Here is a 22,629-nt window from a genome sequence, read left to right as displayed (position 1 = left end):
CTGCAGGGCGTAAATCGTTTATGAAGTGCGGTGTTCCGATATCAGTGCGTTGCGTGTGGTCTCACTCTCCAGCTGATTGAGCCACCACTGCAAAGCATTGCCCTGGTTCACCGTTTTGGACAGGCGCCAGGCATAGTGCAGCGGCACCGTGCGCTGGGGTCTTTCTGTTTTTTTGACCACCAAGCGGCCGGTGGTGATGTAGCTGTCAGCCATGCAGCGGGGAAGGTTGCCGCCGCCCAGCCCGCGCAATTGCGCGTCCAACTTGGCCTGCATGGTGGGCACGGTAAAGACGTCCTGCCCACTCAGCAAGCCGTAGGTCTGGCCCGCTCCGCGCTGGATGGAGTCCGCCACAGCCACGGCGCGGTGCTTCTGGATCAAGTCATCGGTCAAAGGCTCGGGGGCATCGGCCAGAGGGTGGTGGGGGGCCACGGCATACACAAAAGTCATGCTGCCCAAGGGTTTGCTGTGCACGCCCGCAGTGCGCGCGGAGTCGGGGCCCACACCCAGGGCCAGGTCGGCCTGCCCGGTGAGTAGCGCTTCCAGGGTCCCGGAAAGCGTTTCTTCCCGAATCCGAATGCGGGTAGGGGGCGATTGGCTGAAAAAGCTCTCGCACAGCTCCATCACCACCGGTTTGGAAATCACCGTGTCGATGGCAATGGTCAGTTGCGGCTCCCAGCCAGTGGCCACACGCTTCACACGGTTGGCCACGGCGTCAATATCTTCCAGCAATCGAGCGCCCTCGCGCAGCAGCTCCGCACCGGCGGCGGTGAGCTTGGCCTGGCGCGAGCTACGGTCATACAAGAGCACGTCCAAGGCGTCTTCAATCTGGCGCACCCGGTACGTCAGGGCGCTGGGCACCATGCCCATCTCGCGGGCGGCTGCGGCGAAACTGCCAGCCTCTGCGATCGACTGCAACATGGAGAGTGCGTCGGGGGTGAGGAAGTCACGCGCGGTTTGCATGGTCGATACCCTTAAGTTGAGAATTTTTGAATGATGCCATCAAACGGCATGGATGGAAATCGAGTGCCCGGGGCATAAAGTTCAACCCATACGAAACCAGAGGCACATCACATGTTGACCGTACGCAAATCGCAGGACAGAGGTTATGCCGACCACGGCTGGCTCAAGTCTTTCCACAGCTTTTCGTTCGCCGGGTACTACGACCCCGCGCACATGGGCTGGGGCAATCTGCGCGTCATCAATGAAGACCGCATCGCTCCCGGCACCGGTTTCGGCACGCATGGCCACCGCGACATGGAGATCATTAGCTACGTCATGTCGGGCAACCTGGCGCACAAAGACAGCATGGGCAACGTCAAAGGCATTCCACCGGGCGATGTGCAGCGCATGAGTGCAGGCACCGGCGTAATGCATAGCGAGTTCAATCACGCGCCCAACGACACGACCCATTTCTTCCAGATATGGATCGAGCCTAATGTGACCGGCATTCCGCCAAGCTACGAACAAAAGACATTCGCCGCAGCCGACAAGCAAGGCACCCTGAAACTGGTGGCTTCGCCGGATGGTGCGGAGGGCAGCGTGCTGATTCACGCCGACGCCAAGCTGTACAGCGGTTTGTTGGACGGCGCCCAGGCAGCAAGCCTGGCGCTGGACCCCTCCCGCAAGGGCTATGTGCAGGTGCTTCGCGGTTCGGTATCGGTGAACGGCACACCTCTGCAGACCGGTGATGCTGCGTTGCTCAGCGCCGAAAGCACCCTGGTGCTCAACGCCGCGAAGGACGCCGAAGTCCTGGTTTTTGATCTGCAGGCCTGATTTTTTTCCGATGTCCGCAAGGTGCGGGCATCTTTCTTTGAGTCTTTTTACCTAGGAGTTAACAAATGGCAAAAGTAGCAGTCGTGTTCCATTCCGGTTACGGTCACACCCAGCGCGTTGCGCAATTCGTGGCAGAAGGCGCCAGCGCCGAGCTGATCACCATCGACGCCAATGGCGATATCACCGATGCCCAGTGGGCCACTCTGGACGCGGCAGACGCTGTGATCTTCGGTTCCCCCACTTACATGGGAATGGCCTCTTGGCAGTTCAAGAAGTTTGCCGATGCATCCAGCAAGCGTTGGTTCACCAGCGCCTGGAAAGACAAAGTGGCTGGCGGCTTCACCATTTCCGCCAGCCCCAGCGGTGACAAGCTGTCCACCATCCAGTACTTCATCACCCTGTCTCAGCAGCACGGCATGATCTGGGTCGGCCAGCCTGCCATGAACGACGGCATCATCAACCGCATCGGTTCCAACTCCGGCGTGATGGCCCAAGTCGGTCCTACCAGCCCTGCGGAAGACATCCCCCAAGGCGATCTGGACACCGCCAAAGCCTACGGCGCACGCGTGGCATCCATTGCCGCCAAGCTGAAGGCCTAAGGTTTTTCAGACTTCTTCGGTCTGAAATGCGTGAGCCCGCTTCGGCGGGCTTTTTTGTGTCCGCCGGAAAATTGCGTAAGCTGTGGGCTTTCAGACAACTGGAGTGCCGTTTTGAAGATCCGCTTTGCTACCAAAGTAATAGCTGCTTGCGCAATTCTGGCGGGCGCTAGCACGCCTTTTTATGCCTATTCACAGACTGACGCTTCTGCGTTCAGTGCCATCAGTGCCATGCCTGTGGCTTCTGTGGTCGGGGCCAGTGCGGGTGCGGTAGTCGCCATTCCCGTCGCGTTTTCTACGGCGGGAGCAGTGTTGGTGGTGAAGGGTGTGGAGGCCTCTGCCAAGGGCACGGTCTATGTGCTGGAGCGCATGTCCGATGGCGCGCGGGCCAGCGTGGAGGTCTCGGGCAAAGCAGCCTCCGGTGCCTCCGCGGCCGTGGGCACAGTTGTGTTTGTCAGCGTGATCAGCACCGGCGTGGTGTTGTCCGTTGCGGGCAAGGTGATTGCCTTTATCCCCAACGAAATCGGCAAGGCCCTGTTGCACAACGAACGCGTCAGCCAGTGAGCCTCCTTAGCTCCATGCAGCGTTGCTTGGCTGCCGGCCTGCTGGTTGTTTCTTTTGCGGGTCAGGTACAGGCCGGCCGCGCTTGTAATGAGCCGCAGGACCTGAAGCCTGAGACCGTGGAGAAGTCCATGACCTTGGCCTGGAAGACGCTACAGGCGCTGGATGCCAGCGGAGCCAAGGTGGTCGTCATGGCGCGCGCCGGACAGGACCTGAGCAAATACGGTGTGCGTTACTCGCACCTGGGGTTTGTGTACCGGCAGGACACCGCGGATGGCGGGCATGTGTGGCGGGTGCTGCACAAACTCAATCTGTGCGGCACAGCGGAATCTGCCATCTACCGGCAGGGGCTCGGCGAGTTTTTTCTGGATGACCTCTGGCAGTACGAAGCCGCCTGGGTCGTCCTCAGCCCGCAAGCCCAATCCGCGATGCTGAGAGTGCTGCAGGATGCGCAGCAGTCCCTGGTGCTTCACCAGCCGCGCTACAACATGGTGGCGTATCCATGGGCAGAAAAGTACCAGCAGAGCAACCAGTGGGCGATCGAAACACTGGCCTTTGCGATGACGGCCGGCACTGCAGAGCCGGTGACCAGCCGCGCTCAGGCGCAGCGCTGGTTGCAGCGCGCCGCTTACCAGCCTACGACCCTGACGATCAGCCCTTTGGTGCGCCTCGGAGCGCGCATGACCAAGGCGAATGTGGCCTTTGATGACCACCCGGATGAGAAGCGCTATTCCGACCGGATAGAGACTGTGACAGTGGACTCTGTGTTTGCCTGGCTCAAGCGCGCCAATCTGTCCGCCGGCGACCCGGTGGTGCAGCGCTAGGCGCTCAGACTTCGCTGCTGTGCTGCAGGCCGGTCGCCTGCAGATCTGCACCGAGTGCCCGGCGCTCATCGAATACAAAGCAGCCGCCCTTGTAGTGGCTGCCGTCGGTTTCCTCGAAATATTTGAGGATGCCGCCTTCGAGCTGGTAGACGTGTTCCAAGCCTTCTTCACGCATCAGTATGGCTGCTTTTTCACAGCGGATGCCCCCGGTGCAAAAGCTGACCACGGTTTTGTCTTTGAGCTCGTCCAGGTGCGCCCGGAAGGCGTCCGGGAATTCGGTGAACTTGGTGATGCGCCAATCAATGGCGCCATCGAACGTGCCTTCATCGACTTCAAAGTCATTGCGCGTATCCAGGGTGACCACCGGGCGGCCATGGTCATCATGCCCCTGGTCCAGCCAGCGTTTGACGGTAGCCGGTGCCACCGAAGGTGCGCGGCCTTCGGCGGGCTTGATGGTGGGGTGGTTCATGCGGATGATTTCCCCCTTGACCTTCACCAGCATTTTTTTGAACGGCTGGGTATCTGACCAGCTTTCCTTGGGAGCGATATCCGCAAACCGGGGGTCTTGCTGGAGCTGGCTGACAAAACTCCGTACATCATCCGCCGGACCGGCGAGAAACAGGTTGATGCCTTCTTCGGCCAAAAGAATGGTGCCTTTGAGCTGCAGGGCCTGTGCCCGGGCCAGCAAAACCTCGCGCAAGGCCGCAGCATCCGGAAGTGGGACGAATTTGTAGGAGGAAATGTTCAGTACGGTGTTCACCGTCTGATTTTAATTGCCTGCGTCCGGGCCAGCGACATCCGGCAATTGCAGCTGGGTCTGTATCCAATCCTTGGCGCTTTGGCTGTCGGTAAAAACGCGGGAGGCGATCACGCCATCCAACAGGGTGTCAAACCGGCTGCGCAGTAATGAGGCTCCTTCCACGTGCGGTGCGATCACAAAGGCCACCGCTTTGAGGCGGGAGCCGGCCGGGCGGTTGGCGTAGTCCGCACGGGTCTGGGCATAGATATCCGGCCCATAGACCAGCGTGTCATGCATGTGGTTGATGATGCCCCAAGGACCTGCGGCGTTCAGCGCGGCCACCTTTTCCCGCATTTGAGCGGCAATGAGGGCCCGCATCTCGGCATTCCAGTCTCCGTGCATGTGCGCGATCAGCATGCCGGGCGCGAGCTCGACCAGGGCGGATCCATGCGGATTGAATAAATGGCTTGTCACGGGGTTCGAAGAGCTTTTTTCAGCGTACCAATGCAGTGCTTCCATTGTGGCGCAGAAGCAGACCCTTCCCCAAGGTCTGCCGTCAATCGAAAACTACAATGACCGGATGTTTGTACACCTGCGCCTTCACACTGAGTTTTCTGTCGTCGACGGAACCACCCGGATCGACGATGTCATCAAGATGGCGGCCAAAGACGGCCAGCCTGCGTTGGCCATCACGGATCTGAACAACCTGTTCGGAGCGATCAAGTTCTACAAAGGCGGCCGCGGCAAGGGCGTCAAGCCGGTCATAGGCGCAGAAATTATTCTCGAAGGCTTGGGCGGCGATGCCACAGCCGTCACCCGCATCATTTTGCTGGTGCAAAACAAACAGGGCTACCTGAACATCTCGGAGCTCATTGCCCGCGCTTTCACGCAAAACGTGGTGAAGAACCAGGCCGTCATCAAGATGGCGTGGCTCAAAGAGCTGCATGAAGGCCTGATCGTGCTCTCGGGTGCGCAAGCCGGGCCGGTGGGGCAGGCTCTGGTTCAGGGCGACACCGCCCGCGCGCACGATGTGGCGTTGCAATTGGCGGGTGTTTTCCCGCATCGTTTTTATATCGAGCTGCAGCGCGCAGGCCGCGCCGACGATGAGGCGCATGTGGTCGCCGCAGTAAAGCTGGCCGCCCGCATGAAGCTGCCGGTGGTGGCAACGCACCCCATCCAGTTTGCGGAGCAGGACGACTTCGAGGCCCATGAGGCCCGCATCTGCATTGCCGATGGCGAGATTCTGAGCAACCCCAAGCGCGTGCGCCGCTTCACCCGGGAGCAGTACTTCAAGAGCGCAGCCCAGATGGAGGCGCTGTTTGCTGACATTCCGTCTGCCATTGCCAACACCATCGAGATTGCCAAGCGCTGCAGCCTGACGCTGGTGCTGGGCAAGCCGCAGTTGCCCGCCTTCCCCACGCCCTTGGTCAACGGCCAGCGCATGACGCCGGAAGAATACTTCCGCTACGCGTCCTTCGAAGGGCTCAAAGAGCGCATGGTGCACCTCTACCCCAACGAACAGGAGCGTGATGCCGAAATGCCGCGCTATGTGGAACGCTTGGAGTTTGAGCTGGGCACCATTTTGAAAATGGGCTTTCCGGGCTACTTTTTGATCGTGGGCGACTTCATCAACTGGGCCAAAAACAATGGCTGTCCGGTAGGTCCAGGGCGCGGCTCCGGTGCCGGCTCGCTGGTAGCCTATGCGCTCAAGATTACCGACTTGGACCCCCTGCGCTACAACCTGCTGTTTGAGCGATTCTTGAATCCCGAGCGGGTCTCCATGCCCGACTTCGACATCGACTTTTGCCAGACCAACCGGAACCTGGTGATCGACTATGTGAAGGACAAATACGGCAAAGACGCAGTGAGCCAGATTGCCACCTTCGGTACCATGGCCGCGCGCGGTGTGGTGCGCGATGTGGGCCGTGTGCTGGACATGAGCTACACCTTCTGTGATGGCATCAGCAAGCTCATCCCCAACAAGCCGGGCACCAACGTGACCTTGCAGTTGCCGCCCACGGACGGGAAGAAAAGCGACAAATACGTTTACGCCACCGAGGCTGAGCCGATTTTGGCAGAGCGCGAGGCCAAGGAAGAAGACGTCAAAACCCTGCTGGAGATGGCCCGCAAGTTGGAGGGTATGACCCGCAACATCGGCATGCACGCCGGGGGCGTGTTGATCGCGCCGGGCAAGCTCACCGATTTCTGCCCCCTCTACCAGCAACCCGGCAGCGAGTCTGCGGTCAGCCAGTATGACAAGGACGATGTGGAAGCCATTGGCCTGGTGAAGTTCGACTTTTTGGGCTTGGCCACCCTCACCATTCTGGAAATTGCCGCCGAGTTCATCCGCAAGCGCCATCCGGGGCAGGAGAAATTTGCCTACGAGAACCTGCCGCTGGACGACCCAAAGGTCTACAAACTGTTCAGTGAAGGCAAAACTGAGGCGGTGTTCCAGTTTGAAAGTCGTGGCATGCAGGGCATGTTGCGCGATGCCAAGCCCAGCCGCCTCGAAGACCTGATTGCCCTGAACGCCTTGTACCGACCTGGTCCCATGGACCTGATTCCGAGCTTCGTGGCACGCAAGCACGGGCGCGAGCAGGTGGAGTACCCGCACCCTGCGGTGGCCGAGATGCTGTCCGAGACCTACGGGATCATGGTGTATCAGGAGCAGGTGATGCAGACGGCCCAGATTCTGGGTGGCTATTCACTCGGTGGCGCCGACTTGCTGCGCCGCGCCATGGGCAAGAAAAAGAAAGAGGAGATGGACCAGCACCGGGACATCTTCCGGGCAGGTGCTTTCAAAACCCATGGCATTTCCCAAGACAAGGCCGATGAGGTCTTTGACTTGATGGAGAAGTTCGCTGGCTACGGTTTCAACAAGTCGCACGCTGCCGCCTATTCATTGCTGGCGTACCACACGGCCTGGATCAAGGTGCACTACACCGCCGAGTTCTTCTGCGCGAACATGACGGTGGAAATGGACGACACCGACAAGCTCAAGGTCTTGTTCGAGGATGCTGAAAAGATGGGCCTGAGCTTTGAGCCGCCCAACATCAACCGCGGCAACTACCGCTTTGAGCCGATCTCCAACAAGGAAATCCGTTACGGCTTGGGCGCCATCAAAGGCACGGGCGAGCAGGCAATTCTGGCCATCGTGGCCGCGCGCGAGGGCAGGGGACCGACCGAGGAGGCCGGGCCGTTCAAAAGCCTGTTTGACTTCGCCCGCCGGGTGGACCGTACCCGCCTCAACAAGCGTTGCGTGGAAGCACTGATCAAGGCGGGCGCGTTCGACACGGTGCACCTGAACCGGGCCGAGCTGGTGGCTTCCATGGACCGGGCGTTTGAATTTGCGGCTGCGTCTGCGGCGAATGCCAATCAGGTCGGCTTGTTTGACATGGGCGGGGATGATGACCATGGCTCCAGCACGCAGGAGCCTGATCTGGTGGAAGTCATGCCGTGGGGCGTCAAGGAACGCCTCACGCAGGAAAAGACTGCGGTGGGCTTTTACCTGTCAGGCCATTTGTTTGACGAAGTGGCGACTGAAGTCCGCAAGTTTGCCAAGCGTCCGATTGAAGAGTTGCAGGACTCGCGCGAGCCGCAGTTGCTGGCCGGCATCGTGACCGAGCTGCGGGTGATCAACGGGCAGCGCGGCAAGCTCGCCCTGTTCAAGCTGGATGACAAGTCCGCCATGATCGAGGCACGCGCCAGCGAAGCTTTGCTCAACACCTACAAAGACCTGCTCAAGGACGACGAACTCATCATCGTCGAGGGCAAGGCGATGCCGGACCGCTTCTCGGGCGGCATGCAACTCACGGTGCAGCAGATCTGGAGCCTGGAGCAGGCCCGCTGCCGCTTCGGCAAGTATCTGCGCGTACCTGTGCAGTTGGATAGCAAGAACCGCACGCCGGATGTGGCGGCTTTGGTGCGCGAGTTTCCGGCCGTGCGCGAGCAAACCGAACATGGCGAGCTCGTGAGGGGCTTGTCGGTCCGTTTGCAGTTGCTCTGTCAGGCCGGTGAAGACGCCGCCGTCCAGCAGGCGGCGGCTGAATTGCACTTGGGCGAAAGTGCCAAGTTCTACCCCACGGATGCGGCTCTTGCGAGCTGGCGCGCACAAGCGTCCGGGGGCGCCGCAGTCATTGCTTACGACTGAAGCTTGCCAATCTAAATGAAATACAATCTCATTTAGATTGGTCCCGGTACAACCCTGCAGGGTTGGCGGATACTTCAAAGGTCTTCCATGTTTTTGTCAGAACTGACTCACGGCCAGCGCGCCGTGGTGCGGGGGCTAGTGGCTGCCAGCCCGGATATCCACGCGTCGATATTGCGGCGACTTGCCGATATCGGTTTCATTGCCGGAGAGTCCCTGCAGTTACTGCGTCGGGGCCCCGGCGGACGAGAACCCCTGGCTGTGCAAATCGGTGAAACCATGTTTGCGTTGCGGCTGGTTGAAGCTCGCTGCATCCGGGTTGAATTGCAATGAGTGCGAACTGACTCCATGAGCGCTATCACCTACAAGACCATTGCCTTGGTCGGCAACCCGAATTGCGGCAAAACCGCCTTGTTCAACCTGATGACCGGTGCCAGACAGAAGGTGGCCAACTACGCCGGTGTGACGGTGGAGCGCAAGGTGGGCAGCCTGCGCCTGAAGAATGGCCAAACCTTGTCTGTCGTCGACCTGCCGGGTGCCTACAGCCTGAGCCCCGCTACGCCTGATGAAGAAGTGACCTTGCAGGTGATTGAAGGCCGCCGCCCCGGCGAAGCGGCTCCCGACGTGATCGTGGCGGTAGTCGACGCGACCAACCTGCGCATGAACCTGCGCCTGGTATTGGAGCTATTGCGCATGGGCCGTCCGGTGGTCGTCGCCGTCAACATGGCAGACGTCGCCCGAGCCCAAGGACTCAAGCTGGACTTGCAACGCCTGGAGCTGGAGTTGGGTTGCCCCGTGGTGGAAACCATCGCGGTGCAGCAGAAAGGCCATTTGCAATTGGTAGAGCTGCTCGAAGCCCGCTTTGAGGCCTACCTGTCCATCCAGCGGCCATCTTTGGGGATGCCTGCGCCCGCATCGCCGGAAGCTTTGCAACGGGACGTGCGTCGCATCCTGGCAGCGGTGCTCAGTGGCAATGAAAATCGTGGCCGCTTTCAGCACCGACTGGATGCGGTGGTCATGCATCCGGTCTGGGGTCTGCTGGTTCTCGCCACGGTGTTGTTTTTGATCTTCCAGGCCGTCTTCAGCTGGGCCGCCTATCCCATGGACGCGATCAAGGATCTGATGGCCGCCACGGGCGAGTGGACCCTTACCCAAATGCCGGAGGGGCCCTTGCGCAGCCTGCTGGTGGACGGTGTGATTGCCGGCGTAGGCGGTGTGCTGGTGTTCCTGCCGCAGATTCTGATTTTGTTTTTCTTCATTCTTCTGCTGGAAGACTCCGGCTACTTGCCCCGGGCCGCCTTTTTGTTGGACAACGTGATGGGCAAGGTCGGCCTTTCCGGGCGCGCCTTTATTCCCTTGCTCTCCAGCTTCGCGTGTGCGATCCCCGGCATCATGGCGACCCGCACCATTGCCAACTGGAAAGACCGGCTGGCCACCATCATGGTGGCGCCCTTGATGACATGCTCGGCACGTTTGCCTGTGTACGCGCTGCTCATCGGCGCCTTTGTGCCGGAGCGCACGGTGGGCTGGTTTGACCTGCGGGGCCTGACCCTGTTTGGTTTGTATGTCGCCGGCGTGCTCTCGGCCATGGCGGTAGCCTGGGTATTCAAGCGGGTGTGGATGAAGAGTAGCTACCAACCCTTGATGCTGGAACTGCCACCCTATCGCGTGCCGAGCATGCGCAACCTGGGCTTGGGCTTGTGGGAGCGGGCACGCATATTCATGCGCCGCGTGGGCGGCATCATCTTCACGCTGATGGTCCTGCTCTGGTTCCTCTCCACCTATCCGGCTCCTCCTGCAGGCTGGACCGAAGCACAGGGACCGGCCATTTTGTACAGCGCGGCCGGCATGATGGGCCAAGCCTTGCAGCACGTGTTTTCCCCCTTAGGCTTCAACTGGCAGATTTCCATTGCGCTGGTACCCGGCATGGCAGCGCGAGAAGTGGCCGTGGGTGCATTGGGTACGGTGTATTCGCTCTCGGCCGCTGACAACGCGATGGCGGATGCGCTCTCGCCGGTGATCGCGCAGGGGTGGTCACTGGCTACGGCCTACTCGCTGCTGGCTTGGTTTGTGTTCGCGCCTCAGTGTTTGTCGACTTTGGCTGTGGTGCGCCGTGAGACCAACTCCTGGCGCTACCCGCTGCTGATGGCGGCGTATCTGTTTGCGTTGGCTTATGCCGCAGCCTTTGTGACCTACCGCACCACGTTGTGGTTGGGAGTCTGAGGGCATGCTGTGGCAAAACTTGGTGGTGGCGTTGGTGGTGATCGTGGCATTTGTCCACACACTGCGGACCTTGTTGCCTGCGGGATGGCGCAGCCGGTGGTCTTTACTGATGCTGCGTTTGCCCTTGCCGGCGGGCGTACGTCGTTGGTTGCAGACCAGTGCTTCCAGCTCAGGGTGCGGAGGCGGCTGCAGTGGATGCGGGCCCGCAACGCCGGCCACCCCGGCTGAGAGGCCAGTTACTTTCTATCGCCGGACAAAGCGCTGATCCACTCTCGGGTATGTGTGAAAAGTGCCTCTGGCGCATGTGCAATATGCGCGAGCAGCTATAAAATTTATAGCAATTTCGAAGCTTATTGCCCGACCAAGGTCTGGGGCGAAATGACGATGATCATCGGCGACCAGACCTTGCCATCATCCAGGGGAAGTTTGCGGGTCTTGTCGATGGCGTTTTCAGCTGCGTCATCCCATGCTTTGTTGCCACTGCGCTTGGTAATCCGCTTGCTCAAAATTTCGCCGTTCGAGGCGAGCGTAACTTCTATTTCGGTTTTGGGGTTCCCGACGATGGTATCGGTGAAGGTGATGTTGGGCTTCACTGCCGCCTGAATCCGACCACTATAGTTCGCACCCGGCCCCGAGCTCTTGGCTGCGGTGCCACTTGAGCTGGCCGATCCGCTACCTGCTGCGACGGCCAAGCCGGCCAGGCGGTTGAGTTGTTGCTGGCGTTCCAGCTCTGCCCGTTTGGCTTCTTCTTTGGCGGCCTTCTCCGCCTTTTGCTTGGCGGCTTCGGCCGCTTTGGCTTTGTCCGCAGCTTCCGCCTTCCTGGCCTTCTCGGCCCTGTCCGCCTTCTCTTTGGCTTCGCGCGCGGCTTTGTCCTTGGCGAGTTTGTCTTTTTCCTGCTGTTCCTTCAGCTTGGCCTGCGCGGCGCGCTCTTTGTCGAGCTTGTCTTTGGCGGCCTGTTCCAGCTTGCGCTTTTCCAGTGCCTTGCGCTCCAGTTCCTGCTTGGCCTGCAGCTCCTTGGCTTTTTGCTCTTCGAGCAGGCGCTCTTTTTCCTTGGCTAAAGCGATGTCGGCTTTGCTCGGGGCCTCAGGCACTGCTTGCTTGACCACGGGTGGTGGCGGTGCGGGCGGCTCAGGCAAGGGTTTGACTTCGGGCTGAGGCGCAGTTTCAGGTTCGGGTGGTGTTTCTTCCAACGGCGGAGGCGCGGCCTCCTGGGGAATGGCGGACCACAATTCAGCTTCAACAGTGGCAGGGGGGAGCTCCCGCTTCCAAGCCACGCCGATGGCCAGTACTCCTACCAAGGCCGCATGGGCCAGCAATGCCAGCACCAACGCACGCAACATCCCCGGTGTATGGGGAGGAGCGAATTCCTGTCGGGTGTCTGCGGTCAGCATGGCGGTGTGCGTGATGGCGTCAGTTCGCCAACTGGACCGAGAGGCCCACACGCTGGATACCGGCGCGCTGCAAGGTGTCCATGACCTTGACCACGCTCTCGTATTTCACGTTCTTGTCTGCGCTGATGACCACGGCAGAGTTGGCGGCCGCCACACTGTCTTTGGCGCCTTGCGCTTGTTTGACGGTCGCTGCCAAGTCTTTGAGTTGCACCGTAGAGGTTTGCTCTTTGACCTTGACCTCGAGTGCCTCGGTCTTGGTCAGCACCACCTGGATGATCTGATCGGGCTGGCGTGCAGCTTTACCTACGCTGGGCAGGTCGATCATGCTCGGAGTGATCAGCGGGGCGGTCACCATGAAGATGATCAGCAGCACCAACATCACATCGATGAAAGGCACCATGTTGATCTCATTGATGGTGCGACGACCCCGTCCACGACCTGCGACTGCTGGCATGTTGCTTCCTCGGTCTGCTTAGCGGGCCGCGGGTGCGGGTTGGGCACTGACGTTGCGCTGCAGGATGTTGGAGAACTCTTCGATGAAGGTTTCCTGCTGGATGGCAATGCGGTCCAGATCGCGCGCAAACCGGTTGTAGGCAACGACTGCAGGAATGGCGGCAAACAGGCCGATGGCCGTAGCCACCAGCGCCTCAGCGATGCCGGGGGCCACGGTAGACAAAGTCACCTGCTGCAAAGACGCCAATCCGGTGAAGGCGTGCATGATGCCCCACACAGTGCCGAACAAGCCCACATAGGGCGACACAGAGCCGACCGATGCCAGGAAAGACAGGTTGCTCTCCACCTCGTCCATTTCGCGCTGGAAGCTGGCGCGCATGGCGCGGCGGGCGCCGTCCATCAAGGTGCCCACATCACTCACACGGCGTTCACGCAGCTTCTGGAATTCGCGCATGCCGCTGGCAAAAATGCGTTCCATCGGTCCACAGGTTTGGGCATTGCGGCTTGCGGCGTTGAACAGGTCGTTCAGGCTGGAGCCGGACCAGAACTCACGCTCAAAGGCCTCGTTCTGGGTTTTGACCCGTTTGAGCGAAAACAATTTGCGGAAGATGGCAGCCCAGCTGGCAATGGAGACCAGCATCAGTAGCGCCATCACGGCTTGCACCACGATGCTTGCGTTCAGAACCAGGTGCAGGATGGAAAGGTCTTGATTCATGGTGTTTTTGCTAAACGGTTGACAGCATCGCACGCAAACGCTGCACGGCTGTTTCCAATTGTTTCATGGAGCTTGCGGTGGAAAAACGCACAAACTGTGCCGTTTGTGCTGTGCCGAAATCGCGCCCGGGAGTCATCGCTACATGGGTGCGGTTCATCACTTCAAACGCGAACTCCCAGCTGCTCTTGAGCTCCAGTTTGGCACAAAGTTCCGAACAATCGGCCCACACGTAAAACGCGCCATCCGGCTCCACCGGCACGCCAAAACCCAGCTCGCGCAGGGCAGGGATGAAGTAATCGCGGCGGGCCTTGAATTCAGCGCGGCGGGCCTCGTAAAGCGCAATACTTTCGGGCTCAAAACAAGCGAGTGCTGCATGCTGCGCAATCGTGCTGGGGCAGATGAAGAGGTTCTGGGCCAGGCGTTCGATCACGGGCACCAGCGAGGGGGGCACCACCATCCAGCCCAGGCGCCAGCCGGTCATGTTGAAGTATTTGCTGAAGCTGTTGATGCTGATGATCTGGTCATCAATCGCCAGCGCGGTGTGCCCGAACTGGTCGTCGTGGCTGAGGGCCAGGTAAATCTCGTCGATCAGCGTCATGCCGCCTTTGGCCCGCACCACCGCATGAATGCGACGCAGCTCGTCCGGGTGAATAGACGTGCCGGTGGGGTTGGAGGGGGAAGCCAGCAACACGCCACGGGTACGCGGACCCCATGCGCTCTCAACTTTGGCGGCGCTGAGCTGAAAGCGTTCTTGTGCGCTGGTTTCCAGCAACACGGCCTTGCCCTCGGCAGCGCTCACAAAGTGGCGGTTGCACGGGTAGCTGGGGTCGGGCATGAGCACTTCATCGCCGGGCTCGATCAGCGCCAGGCAAGCGAGGTGCAAGGCGGCTGAGGCTCCGGCGGTCACCACAATGCGGTCTGCCGCAATGTCTACCCCAAAGCGGTTCCCGTACCAAGCGCTGATGCGCTCGCGCAATGCGGGCAGGCCGGTGGCTGCGGTGTATTGGGTGACGCCATCCCGTATGGCCTTGTCCGCAGCGGCCTGCACCAGAGGCGGCGCAGTGAAGTCCGGTTCACCGATATTGAGAAACACCATGGGCGCATCGGTGTGCGCCACTTGTGCGGCCAGGGCAGAAGCTGCCTTGGCAACCTCCATCACATAAAACGGCTCAATGTTCTGTGCGCGTGAGGAAATGTGCATGCGGGCAGTTCTGCGGATCAGGCGGGTTTTTTGTTACGTTCTGCTTCAATTTCGATAGCGCGCAGCTGCGGTGCAATGCCGTTGAGCACGCCGTTGACGTATTTGTGTCCGTCTGTGCCACCGAACTCTTTGGCTAGTTCGATGCATTCGTTCAGTACCACGCGCCATGGCACGTCCAGGCAATGCTTCATCTCGTAGGCGCCTATCCACATGACGGCGTGCTCGATGGGCGAGATCTCGCTCATGGGGCGATCCAGCGCCGGGGTGATGAGGGCATCCAGGGCTTCTGCTTCGGCTACACAGCCATGCAGCAGAGCGTCAAAGTGCACGGCGTCCGCCTTGCTGAAGCCGGCGAGATCTCGGGTGAAGGGATCAATGTCGTCTACCGCGTTACGACCTACCAGGCTCTGGTAAAGACCCTGCAACGCAAATTCGCGCGCACGGGTGCGATTGGACTTGCTGGCGGCCTTGCGTGCGCCGGTGGAGGTCAGGCCGGTACGGCTCTGACGGGGAGGGCGCTTGGCCGCAGAGTTGCTAGGGGTATCACTCATCAGATGCTCTCCAGCAGATTGGCCATTTCGACAGCGACTTGTGCCGCATCGCGGCCTTTTTCGGTCTGGCGGGCAATGGCCTGTTCCATGTTTTCGGTGGTCAGGATGGCGTTGGCCACGGGTAACTGGTAGTCCAGCGAAATGCGGGTCACACCAGCGCCGGATTCATTGGCTACCAGTTCGAAGTGGTAGGTCTCGCCGCGGATGATGCAACCCAGTGCGATCAATGCGTCGTACTTGCCTTTTTCCGCCATGGCTTGCAAAGCCACAGGCACTTCCAGCGCGCCGGGTACGGTGACGTGGTCGATGTCTTTGTCAGACACCCCCAAGGCCAGCAGTTCGGTCTTGCAGGCCTTGGCCAGCGCATCGGTGATGTCCGCATTGAAGCGGGCCTGCACGATGCCGATGTTGAGTTTTTTTCCGTTCAAACGGTCGGAGGCTGCGGTGCCTTTGTCTGCGCCAAACATGGGTGGTTCCTTGATTCGAATTATTTGCTGATGTAGCCGGTGATTTCCAGGCCGTAGCCGGTCATGCTGGGCATGCGACGGGGGCTGCCCATCAATTGCATTTTTTGCACACCGCACTTGAGCAGGATCTGCGCGCCGATACCGTAGGTGCGCAGGTCCATGCGACCGCGTTCGGGTGCCTGGGATGCGCGGGCCGTGCCCTCAAACTGGTCCAGAAGCTGAGCACCGCTTTCGCCGCAGTTGAGCAAGACCACGACACCCTTGCCTTCTCGGGCAATATGGGCCAATGCCGCATCCAGGCTCCAGGAGTGCATGCTGCGGTTGACTTCCAAAGCGTCCAGGACTGAGAGGGGCTCGTGTACGCGGGCCGGCACCACGGTCTCAGCGGTCCACTCGCCTTTGACCAAGGCCAAATGAACGCCCTGGCCGGTGCTGTCTTTGAACGCATGGGCAGTGAACTCGCCATAAGCGGTTTTCAAGGGGCGTGTACCCACCTGTTCGATCAGCGACTCCATTTGGCTGCGGTGCTGAATCAGATCCGCAATCGTGCCGATCTTCAGGCCGTGCTCTGCAGCGAACAGCTGCAAGTCGGGCAGGCGGGCCATGGTGCCATCGTCTTTCATGATCTCGCAGATCACCGCTGCAGGGCTGCAGCCGGCCATGGCCGACAGATCACAGCCCGCTTCGGTATGGCCGGCGCGCATGAGTACACCGCCGTCCACCGCTTGCAGGGGGAAAATGTGACCGGGTTGCACCAGGTCCGTGGCTACTGCGTTTTTGGCTACGGCTGCCTGCACGGTCTTGGCGCGGTCGGCTGCCGAGATGCCGGTGGTCACGCCTTCCGCGGCCTCAATCGATACCGTGAAGGCGGTGCTGTACACAGTGCCATTGCGTGCTGCCATGGGAGGCAGCTTCAAGTGTTCACAGCGCTCACGGGTGAGAGTCAGGCAAATCAGGCCACGACCGAACTTGGCCATGAAGTTGATGGCTTCTGGAGTGACATGGTCTGCCGCCAACACCAGATCGCCCTCGTTTTCACGGTCTTCCTCGTCCACCAGAATGACCATGCGCCCGGCGCGCATGTCGGCAACGATGTCTTCAACGGGGGAAATGGGCACGGGGGAGAGGGAGGTCATGCAGAAGGGCTTTCCAAAACTCGTTCTAAGGCGGGGCCCTGAGGATGCGGCGCTCCTGCAGGATGCACGGTACCTCAGTAGTAACCCCCGATTATCGCCGCTTTCACCCTTCTGCCGGCGCCGGCCTGTAGTGAGCCGACTGCAATAGGGGTATCAGTCCAGCGAGGCGCTCCAGCGCTCGTTCCAACCGGTTTGCAAGGCGCGCCGGTCCCGTTTGGTGGGGCGTCCGCCCGCAATCGCGTGTGCGGGCTCCGGACTCAGGCGCTGCTGCTCTGCGGCGGCCAGGCGTTGTTGAATGCTCTCCGGGGTTTCGGCATACATCAACTGCGCCACCGGTGCCGGCCCGCGTTGCTCACTGATCAGCAGAACTTCAACCGTCCGCTTGACTTTGCCCTGCCAGATGGTGAGGGTGTCGCCGGCTTTGACCTCTTTGGCAGGCTTGACATCCCGGCCTTCCCATTGCACCCGTCCCAGATTGACTTCATCGGTGGCGAGGGAACGGGTTTTGAAGAAGCGGGCCGCCCACAGCCATTTGTCGATCCGGGTGTTTTGCATGCAGGTGTTGTTCAGGACAGGTGGATGGGCAATCGTACACAAGCATCCAGACCTGTGCAGGCGTCACCGGAATACCGGTTGTTGAGCTGGATGGTGCCGCCCAATGCAATCACCATTTCGCGGGTGATGGTGAGGCCCAACCCCGAGCCGGAATGGGTGCTGCCGGCTGCAAAGGGCTGGAACAGGCGCATGCGCAGTGCGTCCGAGATGCCGGGGCCGCTGTCCGAAATGGTCAATTCGGCATGGCTGTCCTCCTGCTGCAGGTGGATGTGCAAACGGCCGCCCTCCGGGGTCAGTCGGATCGCGTTGTGGATCAGATTTCTGGCCATTTCCCGGAGCATCCACTCATGGGCAAGGACCGGACAGGGCTCGGTAACCAGTTCAAAGTCCAGGTTTTTTTCGGCGATCAAGGCGGAAAGGTCGAGTGCGATGGCCCGGACGGGTTCGGCCCAGTCCATGGCGGCGAAGTCTTGCTGCTGGCGCACTTGCTCGACCTTGGCGAGTGACAACATCTGGTTGGCCAGCTGGGTGGCTCGGTCTACGGTGGCTTCTATTTCTTCCAAGCCCTGGCGGGCGGGCACGTCGCCCCGCAAGGCGGATTGCACTTGCACCTTGAGCACAGCCAGTGGCGTGCGCAGCTGGTGGGCAGCGTCGCGCACAAAGCGTTTCTGGTGGTCCAGCAAATGCTGCAGCTTGTGCATGACATGGTTGGTGGCCACAGCCAAAGGCTGGATCTCGAGGGGGAGTTCTGCTGCGGGAAGGGCCGTCAGGTCGTCTTCGCTGCGTTGCTCCAGCTCTTCACTTAACTGGCGCACAGGTCGGGTTGCCCGGTCCACCATAAAAAGCACGACACCAGTGATGACGGTGATGAGGATCAACTGCCGCTGCAAGGTGTCCAAGAGGATCTGCCGTGCGAGTGTGTGGCGCAGCTCCAGGGTTTCCGCAACCTGCACCATGGCCATGGTGCGTTCCCGCCCGCTGGCAACCGGCTGCAACAACACCGCCACACGCACAGCATCGCCGCGGAAAGTGTCGTCATAGAAGTCCACCAGGGCCGCATAGGGCCCCTGCGAAGGTATCTTGCCGGTCCAGATGGCCAGGTCTTGCTCGCCATCAACCCATTGCCCTTGGGCGTTGGAAACGCGGTAACTCATTCGGCTGCGGTTATCTGCTTCAAAGGCTTCCAGTGCCGAGTAGGGCACCTGTGCTCGCAGGCGTGCATCGCTACCGTGGCCTTCAATGTCGAGCAGCTCACCAATCGCTTTGGCCGATGCGAGCAGGGTCCGGTCATAGGCCGTGTTGACAGCAGACAGGGCTTGCCGGTAAAGGCTGATGGTGTCAACCGCCACAAAAAGCAGGATGGGGATCAGAATGCCCAGCAACAGGCTTTTGCGCAGCGACGGTGTGGTGCCGGTGGCTGCCATGTCACTCCGCCTTGAGCAGGTAGCCCAGCCCGCGCAAGGTGACCAGGCTCACCCTGGTGGCGGTTAACTTTTTGCGCAGGCGGTAGACCACGACTTCGATTGCTTCGAACTGCACATCGGCCTGCCCGGGAAATACCACTTCAAACAGGCGTTCCTTGCTGACCGCATGGCCGGGACGGGACATGAGCGCGCCCATCAGTGCCAATTCTTTGGGTGTGAGGTCCATTACTTGGTGCCGGTGGTAGATGGCGCCGCTGGTCCGATCCAGACGCAGTTCGCCCACCTGCAGGTCGCTGCTTTGGGGGGGCGGGTTGTCAGCGTTGCGACGGTGCAAGGCCCGGATACGGGCTTCCAGCTCATCGAGGTCAAATGGCTTGGGCAGATAGTCATCCGCGCCGGCATTCAGGCCCAGCACCTTGTCCCCCACGGTGCCACGCGCGGTAAGGATGAGCACCGGCGTGCGCAGGCCGCTCTGGCGGGCTTGCTTGAGCACATCGAGACCGTCGACCCCCGGCAAGCTCAGGTCCAGCACCACCACATCCGGTTGCAGTTCGGTCCATCGCTGCAGGGCCACCGAGCCATTGCTGCAAACGTCTACCCGCATCTGCGCGCGCACCAGACTGCGCTGCAGCGTGATGTGCAAAGCGGGGTCGTCTTCAATCAAAAGAAGGTGCATGGAATGAAGCAGGGCGCGGGTTTTACGGGTTTCCCCTAGGGTTTTTGGACAGCCGATTGACAGCCACGGCCCGCATCATAGGGCTTGCAATCAACCATAGGAGACTCCTCATGCGTCGCGATACCTTCCTCAAATCAATGGCCGTGATGGCCGCAGCCGGTGCATTGCCCCTGACGGCACGCGCCAGTGTCAATCTGAAAATGATGATTCCTGCCAACCCCGGTGGCGGTTGGGATGGAACAGGCCGCGCCCTGGGCAAAGCCTTGATTGACGCCAAATTGGCCGAAACCGTGCAGTACGACAACAAGGGTGGTGCTGCCGGCGTGATCGGTTTGGCGCAGTTCGTCAACTCTTCCAAGGGTGACCCGAACGCCTTGATGGTGATGGGCGCCGTGATGTTGGGCGGCATCATTACCGGCAAGCCAGCGATTTCCCTGGACAAGGCAACGCCGATTGCCCGCCTGACCAGCGAGTACAACGTGTTCGTGGTGCCCGCGGACTCCCCCTTCAAGACCATGAAGGACGTGGTCGCCCAGATGCAAAAAGACCCCGGCAGCGTGAAGTGGGGCGGCGGTTCTCGCGGATCCACCGAGCACATCTGCGCATCCATGCTGGCAACCAAGGTCAACGTGGACCCCAAGAAGGTCAACTACGTGGCTTTCCGTGGCGGCGGCGAAGCAACAGCAGCCATTTTGGGTGGCAACGTGTCAGTCGGTGGCAGCGGCTACAGCGAGTTTGCCGAGTACATCGCCGCGGGCAAGATGCGTCCTATTGGCGTGACTTCCGAAAAGCGCCTGCCCGGCATCAATATCCCCACCATGAAAGAACAGGGTTATGACGTGGTTCTGGGCAACTGGCGCGGTGTGTACGGCGCGCCCGGTATCACTGCTGAGCAGCGTGCCGCCCTTACCGACCTGATCGTCAAGGTCAGCAAAACCAAGGGATGGGCAGAGGCCCTGGAGAAAAACGGCTGGACCCCTGCGCTGCTGACGGGCAAGGCATTTGACGATTTCGTCGATTCCGATTTCGCCAGTCTGCGCGGCATCATGCACCTGTCGGGAATGTTGTCATGACCCACACGCTGAAAGCGCGGCAGGAAGCTGCCGTTGCGATCGGCGTGCTGCTCCTGGCCCTCGGGCTGGGGGCAGGCGCTTGGATCATTCCCTCGGAAGCTGGCTATGCAGGCGTTGGCCCTGATTTTTTGCCTTGGGTGGTTTCTGTCTCTCTGCTACTGTGCGGTGCTGTCATGTTGTGGGAAGTGCGTACCGGTGGTTTCCGTGATCTCGAAGAGGGCGACGATGGCGAACAGCCTTATTGGCCCGGTTTTGTCTGGATGTCGGTTGGCCTGCTGGTGAATGCCGCATTGATTACCACCATCGGATTCATCTTCAGTTGCGCCTTGTGTTTTGTGTTGGCCGCTCGCGGAGCGCGTCTTTCGCAAGGCCAGGCCGCAGGCGGTGCCCGTACCTGGGTTCTGGACAGCGTGGTGGGCTTGTTGATCGCAGCACCGGTGTATTGGATGTTTACGAAGTTTTTGGCCATCGGCTTGCCGGGTCTGACTCAAAGCGGGTGGTTGTAAATGGATATCTGGAATCAGCTTTTACAGGGCTTCATCACAGCGGGTACGCCCGTCAACTTGTTGTGGGCATTCGTAGGTTGCGCGTTGGGTACCGCCGTCGGTGTGTTGCCCGGCATCGGCCCCGCGACCGCAGTGGCCATGTTGTTGCCCATCACCACCAAGGTAGACGCCACGGCCTCCATGATTTTCTTTGCCGGTATTTACTACGGCGCGATGTACGGAGGATCGACTACGTCCATCCTGCTGAATACGCCCGGCGAGACATCCAGCATGGTCACTGCCATGGAGGGCAACAAGATGGCCAAGAGCGGGCGCGCGGGCGCAGCGTTGGCAACATCGGCTATCGGATCGTTCTTTGCCGGAACAATTGCCACCATTGTGGTGACCTTGTTCGCGCCGGTGGTGGCAGAGTATGCAGTCAAGCTTGGTCCGCCTGAGTACTTTTGCCTGATGTTGCTCGCGTTCACGACAGTGAGCGCGGTGTTGGGCCAAAGCACTTTGCGTGGTTTGACCGCCTTGTTCATCGGCTTGGCGATAGGCCTTGTCGGCATGGACCAGATCACCGGTCAGGCGCGCTACACCGGCAACATGCCTGAATTGCTGGACGGCATTGAAATTGTGTTGGTGGCGGTGGGCTTGTTTGCGGTGGCTGAGGCGCTTCACTTTGTGCTGTTTGAAGGCAAGGTGGTGGAGTCTGAAAACAAGATGAGCCGCGTGACGATGACGGCCAGTGACTGGAAACGCTCGATTCCGGCTTGGATCCGTGGCACGGCTATCGGAGCACCTTTCGGTTGCATTCCGGCGGGCGGCACTGAGATACCCACCTTCCTGAGTTATGCCACTGAGAAGAAGCTGGCCAAGGGCGAGAATCTGGCCGAGTTCGGTACCAAGGGCGCCATCGAAGGTGTGGCCGGTCCCGAAGCTGCCAACAATGCCACGGTGACCACTGCCTTGATCCCGCTGTTGACCTTGGGTATTCCGGTGTCCAACACCACGGCTGTTTTGCTGGGTGCTTTCCAGAACTACGGTATCCAAGCCGGTCCGCAGTTGTTCAGCAGCTCCTCGGCTTTGGTATGGGCATTGATCGCCTCGCTCTACATTGGCAACGTCATGTTGCTGGTGTTGAACCTGCCCATGGTGGGTCTTTGGGTGAAACTGCTCAAAGTGCCCAAGGCCCAGCTGTATGCCGGCATCCTGATCTTCGCCACTGTGGGTACCTACGGCATGCGCCAAAGTGCGTTTGACCTGGTCTTGCTGTACGCCGTGGGGGTGTTGGGTCTGGTAATGCGTCGCTTCAGCTTCCCGACTGCGCCGGTGATTGTGGGCATGATCCTGGGGCCCTTGGCCGAAGCGCAGCTGCGCAACGCCATGTCCATTGGTGAAGGCAGTGCCATGATCTTCTTGCAGCGTCCGATGTCGGTGTTCTTGCTGCTGGTGGTGTTGACCGTGCTGGTGTTGCCACGCGTGCTCAAACGCTTCCAGAGCAAGGTAGTCTGAAGACCGATTTCATGCTCAATTAGGCCTTTGGCGCCCGTGCAATATGTGCGGGCAGCTATCAAATTAGTAGCAATCAAACGGGGCGCCTTGGTGCCCCGTTTTCTTTGGGCCTGAGCCAAGG

At 60.3% G+C, this 22,629-nt stretch carries 24 protein-coding genes; 11 read left to right on the top strand and 13 right to left on the bottom strand.

Annotated features, from left to right (window positions below; genetic code table 11):
- Nucleotides 1-18: 18 nt before the first annotated feature.
- On the bottom strand, nucleotides 19-960 hold the full coding sequence (locus RAN89_RS14465; RefSeq protein ID WP_313866956.1) for a LysR family transcriptional regulator: 942 nt from the start codon (nucleotides 958-960) through the stop codon (nucleotides 19-21).
- Nucleotides 961-1,071: 111 nt separating this feature from the next.
- On the opposite strand from RAN89_RS14465, the gene RAN89_RS14460 reads away from it, so the two are divergent.
- The 4 genes from RAN89_RS14460 (at nucleotide 1,072) to RAN89_RS14445 (ending at nucleotide 3,754) form a co-directional block, all read left to right on the top strand.
- A complete protein-coding gene (locus RAN89_RS14460) occupies nucleotides 1,072-1,773 on the top strand; it encodes a pirin family protein (protein WP_313866955.1) in 702 nt (233 codons plus the stop codon).
- A 65-nt stretch (nucleotides 1,774-1,838) separates the two neighbouring features.
- Nucleotides 1,839-2,372 carry a flavodoxin family protein gene (locus RAN89_RS14455; RefSeq protein WP_313866954.1) on the top strand — a complete coding sequence of 178 codons (534 nt, stop codon included), beginning with the start codon at nucleotides 1,839-1,841 and terminating at the stop codon, nucleotides 2,370-2,372.
- 111 nt (nucleotides 2,373-2,483) lie between these two features.
- The gene (locus RAN89_RS14450; protein WP_428984456.1) at nucleotides 2,484-2,933 is read left to right on the top strand and encodes a hypothetical protein; all 450 of its coding nucleotides are present in this window, start codon (nucleotides 2,484-2,486) and stop codon (nucleotides 2,931-2,933) included.
- A 14-nt stretch (nucleotides 2,934-2,947) separates the two neighbouring features.
- A complete protein-coding gene (locus tag RAN89_RS14445; RefSeq protein ID WP_313869406.1) occupies nucleotides 2,948-3,754 on the top strand; it encodes a DUF2145 domain-containing protein in 807 nt (268 codons plus the stop codon).
- Nucleotides 3,755-3,758: 4 nt separating this feature from the next.
- On the opposite strand, the gene RAN89_RS14440 is transcribed toward RAN89_RS14445, so the two are convergent.
- Together RAN89_RS14440 and RAN89_RS14435 are read right to left on the bottom strand one after the other, a co-directional pair.
- A complete protein-coding gene (locus RAN89_RS14440) occupies nucleotides 3,759-4,514 on the bottom strand; it encodes a sulfurtransferase (RefSeq protein ID WP_313866953.1) in 756 nt (251 codons plus the stop codon).
- Nucleotides 4,515-4,523: 9 nt separating this feature from the next.
- Nucleotides 4,524-4,967: a hypothetical protein gene (locus RAN89_RS14435; RefSeq protein ID WP_313866952.1), complete on the bottom strand. Its 444-nt coding sequence runs from the start codon at nucleotides 4,965-4,967 to the stop codon at nucleotides 4,524-4,526.
- 106 nt (nucleotides 4,968-5,073) lie between these two features.
- Between RAN89_RS14435 and dnaE the strand changes: the two genes are divergently transcribed.
- The 4 genes from dnaE (at nucleotide 5,074) to RAN89_RS18635 (ending at nucleotide 11,128) form a co-directional block, all read left to right on the top strand.
- Nucleotides 5,074-8,643 (top strand): DNA polymerase III subunit alpha, encoded by a 3,570-nt coding sequence (dnaE, locus tag RAN89_RS14430; RefSeq protein ID WP_313866951.1) that lies wholly within the window; start codon nucleotides 5,074-5,076, stop codon nucleotides 8,641-8,643.
- 87 nt (nucleotides 8,644-8,730) lie between these two features.
- Nucleotides 8,731-8,973: a FeoA family protein gene (locus RAN89_RS14425; protein ID WP_313866950.1), complete on the top strand. Its 243-nt coding sequence runs from the start codon at nucleotides 8,731-8,733 to the stop codon at nucleotides 8,971-8,973.
- Nucleotides 8,974-8,988: 15 nt separating this feature from the next.
- Entirely contained in the window at nucleotides 8,989-10,863 is a 1,875-nt protein-coding gene (gene feoB / locus RAN89_RS14420; protein ID WP_313866949.1) for a ferrous iron transporter B, read from the top strand.
- A 4-nt stretch (nucleotides 10,864-10,867) separates the two neighbouring features.
- The gene (locus tag RAN89_RS18635) at nucleotides 10,868-11,128 is read left to right on the top strand and encodes a DUF6587 family protein (protein WP_428984455.1); all 261 of its coding nucleotides are present in this window, start codon (nucleotides 10,868-10,870) and stop codon (nucleotides 11,126-11,128) included.
- A gap of 85 nt (nucleotides 11,129-11,213) precedes the next feature.
- On the opposite strand, the gene tolA is transcribed toward RAN89_RS18635, so the two are convergent.
- The 10 genes from tolA to RAN89_RS14370 form a co-directional block, all read right to left on the bottom strand.
- Nucleotides 11,214-12,254, bottom strand: coding sequence for a cell envelope integrity protein TolA (tolA, locus tag RAN89_RS14415; RefSeq protein WP_313866948.1), 1,041 nt, complete (start codon nucleotides 12,252-12,254; stop codon nucleotides 11,214-11,216).
- Nucleotides 12,255-12,273: 19 nt separating this feature from the next.
- Nucleotides 12,274-12,708, bottom strand: coding sequence for a biopolymer transporter ExbD (locus tag RAN89_RS14410; protein ID WP_087494291.1), 435 nt, complete (start codon nucleotides 12,706-12,708; stop codon nucleotides 12,274-12,276).
- A gap of 18 nt (nucleotides 12,709-12,726) precedes the next feature.
- Nucleotides 12,727-13,422 (bottom strand): protein TolQ, encoded by a 696-nt coding sequence (gene tolQ / locus RAN89_RS14405; protein ID WP_313866947.1) that lies wholly within the window; start codon nucleotides 13,420-13,422, stop codon nucleotides 12,727-12,729.
- A gap of 10 nt (nucleotides 13,423-13,432) precedes the next feature.
- A complete protein-coding gene (locus RAN89_RS14400; RefSeq protein ID WP_313866946.1) occupies nucleotides 13,433-14,623 on the bottom strand; it encodes a pyridoxal phosphate-dependent aminotransferase in 1,191 nt (396 codons plus the stop codon).
- 17 nt (nucleotides 14,624-14,640) lie between these two features.
- The gene (nusB, locus tag RAN89_RS14395) at nucleotides 14,641-15,174 is read right to left on the bottom strand and encodes a transcription antitermination factor NusB (RefSeq protein ID WP_313866945.1); all 534 of its coding nucleotides are present in this window, start codon (nucleotides 15,172-15,174) and stop codon (nucleotides 14,641-14,643) included.
- A complete protein-coding gene (gene ribH, locus RAN89_RS14390) occupies nucleotides 15,174-15,641 on the bottom strand; it encodes a 6,7-dimethyl-8-ribityllumazine synthase (RefSeq protein ID WP_087494287.1) in 468 nt (155 codons plus the stop codon). Before ribH ends, nusB begins: the two co-directional genes overlap by 1 nt.
- A 20-nt stretch (nucleotides 15,642-15,661) precedes the next feature.
- Nucleotides 15,662-16,777, bottom strand: coding sequence for a bifunctional 3,4-dihydroxy-2-butanone-4-phosphate synthase/GTP cyclohydrolase II (gene ribBA, locus RAN89_RS14385; RefSeq protein ID WP_313866944.1), 1,116 nt, complete (start codon nucleotides 16,775-16,777; stop codon nucleotides 15,662-15,664).
- A 153-nt stretch (nucleotides 16,778-16,930) separates the two neighbouring features.
- A complete protein-coding gene (locus RAN89_RS14380) occupies nucleotides 16,931-17,332 on the bottom strand; it encodes an RNA-binding S4 domain-containing protein (protein WP_313866943.1) in 402 nt (133 codons plus the stop codon).
- Between the two features lie 11 nt (nucleotides 17,333-17,343).
- Nucleotides 17,344-18,756: a sensor histidine kinase gene (locus tag RAN89_RS14375; protein ID WP_313866942.1), complete on the bottom strand. Its 1,413-nt coding sequence runs from the start codon at nucleotides 18,754-18,756 to the stop codon at nucleotides 17,344-17,346.
- Between the two features lies 1 nt (nucleotide 18,757).
- Nucleotides 18,758-19,432, bottom strand: a complete 675-nt coding sequence (locus tag RAN89_RS14370; protein ID WP_313866941.1) for a response regulator transcription factor — start codon at nucleotides 19,430-19,432, stop codon at nucleotides 18,758-18,760.
- Nucleotides 19,433-19,542: 110 nt separating this feature from the next.
- On the opposite strand from RAN89_RS14370, the gene RAN89_RS14365 reads away from it, so the two are divergent.
- The 3 genes from RAN89_RS14365 to RAN89_RS14355 are packed head-to-tail and all read left to right on the top strand — an operon-like array spanning nucleotide 19,543 to nucleotide 22,508.
- Nucleotides 19,543-20,505 carry a Bug family tripartite tricarboxylate transporter substrate binding protein gene (locus tag RAN89_RS14365; RefSeq protein ID WP_313866940.1) on the top strand — a complete coding sequence of 321 codons (963 nt, stop codon included), beginning with the start codon at nucleotides 19,543-19,545 and terminating at the stop codon, nucleotides 20,503-20,505.
- Entirely contained in the window at nucleotides 20,502-21,011 is a 510-nt protein-coding gene (locus RAN89_RS14360; protein ID WP_313866939.1) for a tripartite tricarboxylate transporter TctB family protein, read from the top strand. Before RAN89_RS14365 ends, RAN89_RS14360 begins: the two co-directional genes overlap by 4 nt.
- On the top strand, nucleotides 21,012-22,508 hold the full coding sequence (locus RAN89_RS14355) for a tripartite tricarboxylate transporter permease (RefSeq protein WP_313866938.1): 1,497 nt from the start codon (nucleotides 21,012-21,014) through the stop codon (nucleotides 22,506-22,508).
- The last annotated feature ends 121 nt before the right edge of the window (nucleotides 22,509-22,629 follow it).

Origin of the sequence: Rhodoferax mekongensis (assembly GCF_032191775.1) — a bacterium.
Classification (GTDB): domain Bacteria; phylum Pseudomonadota; class Gammaproteobacteria; order Burkholderiales; family Burkholderiaceae_C; genus Allorhodoferax; species Allorhodoferax mekongensis.
This window is presented reverse-complemented; position numbering and strand designations above follow the sequence as displayed.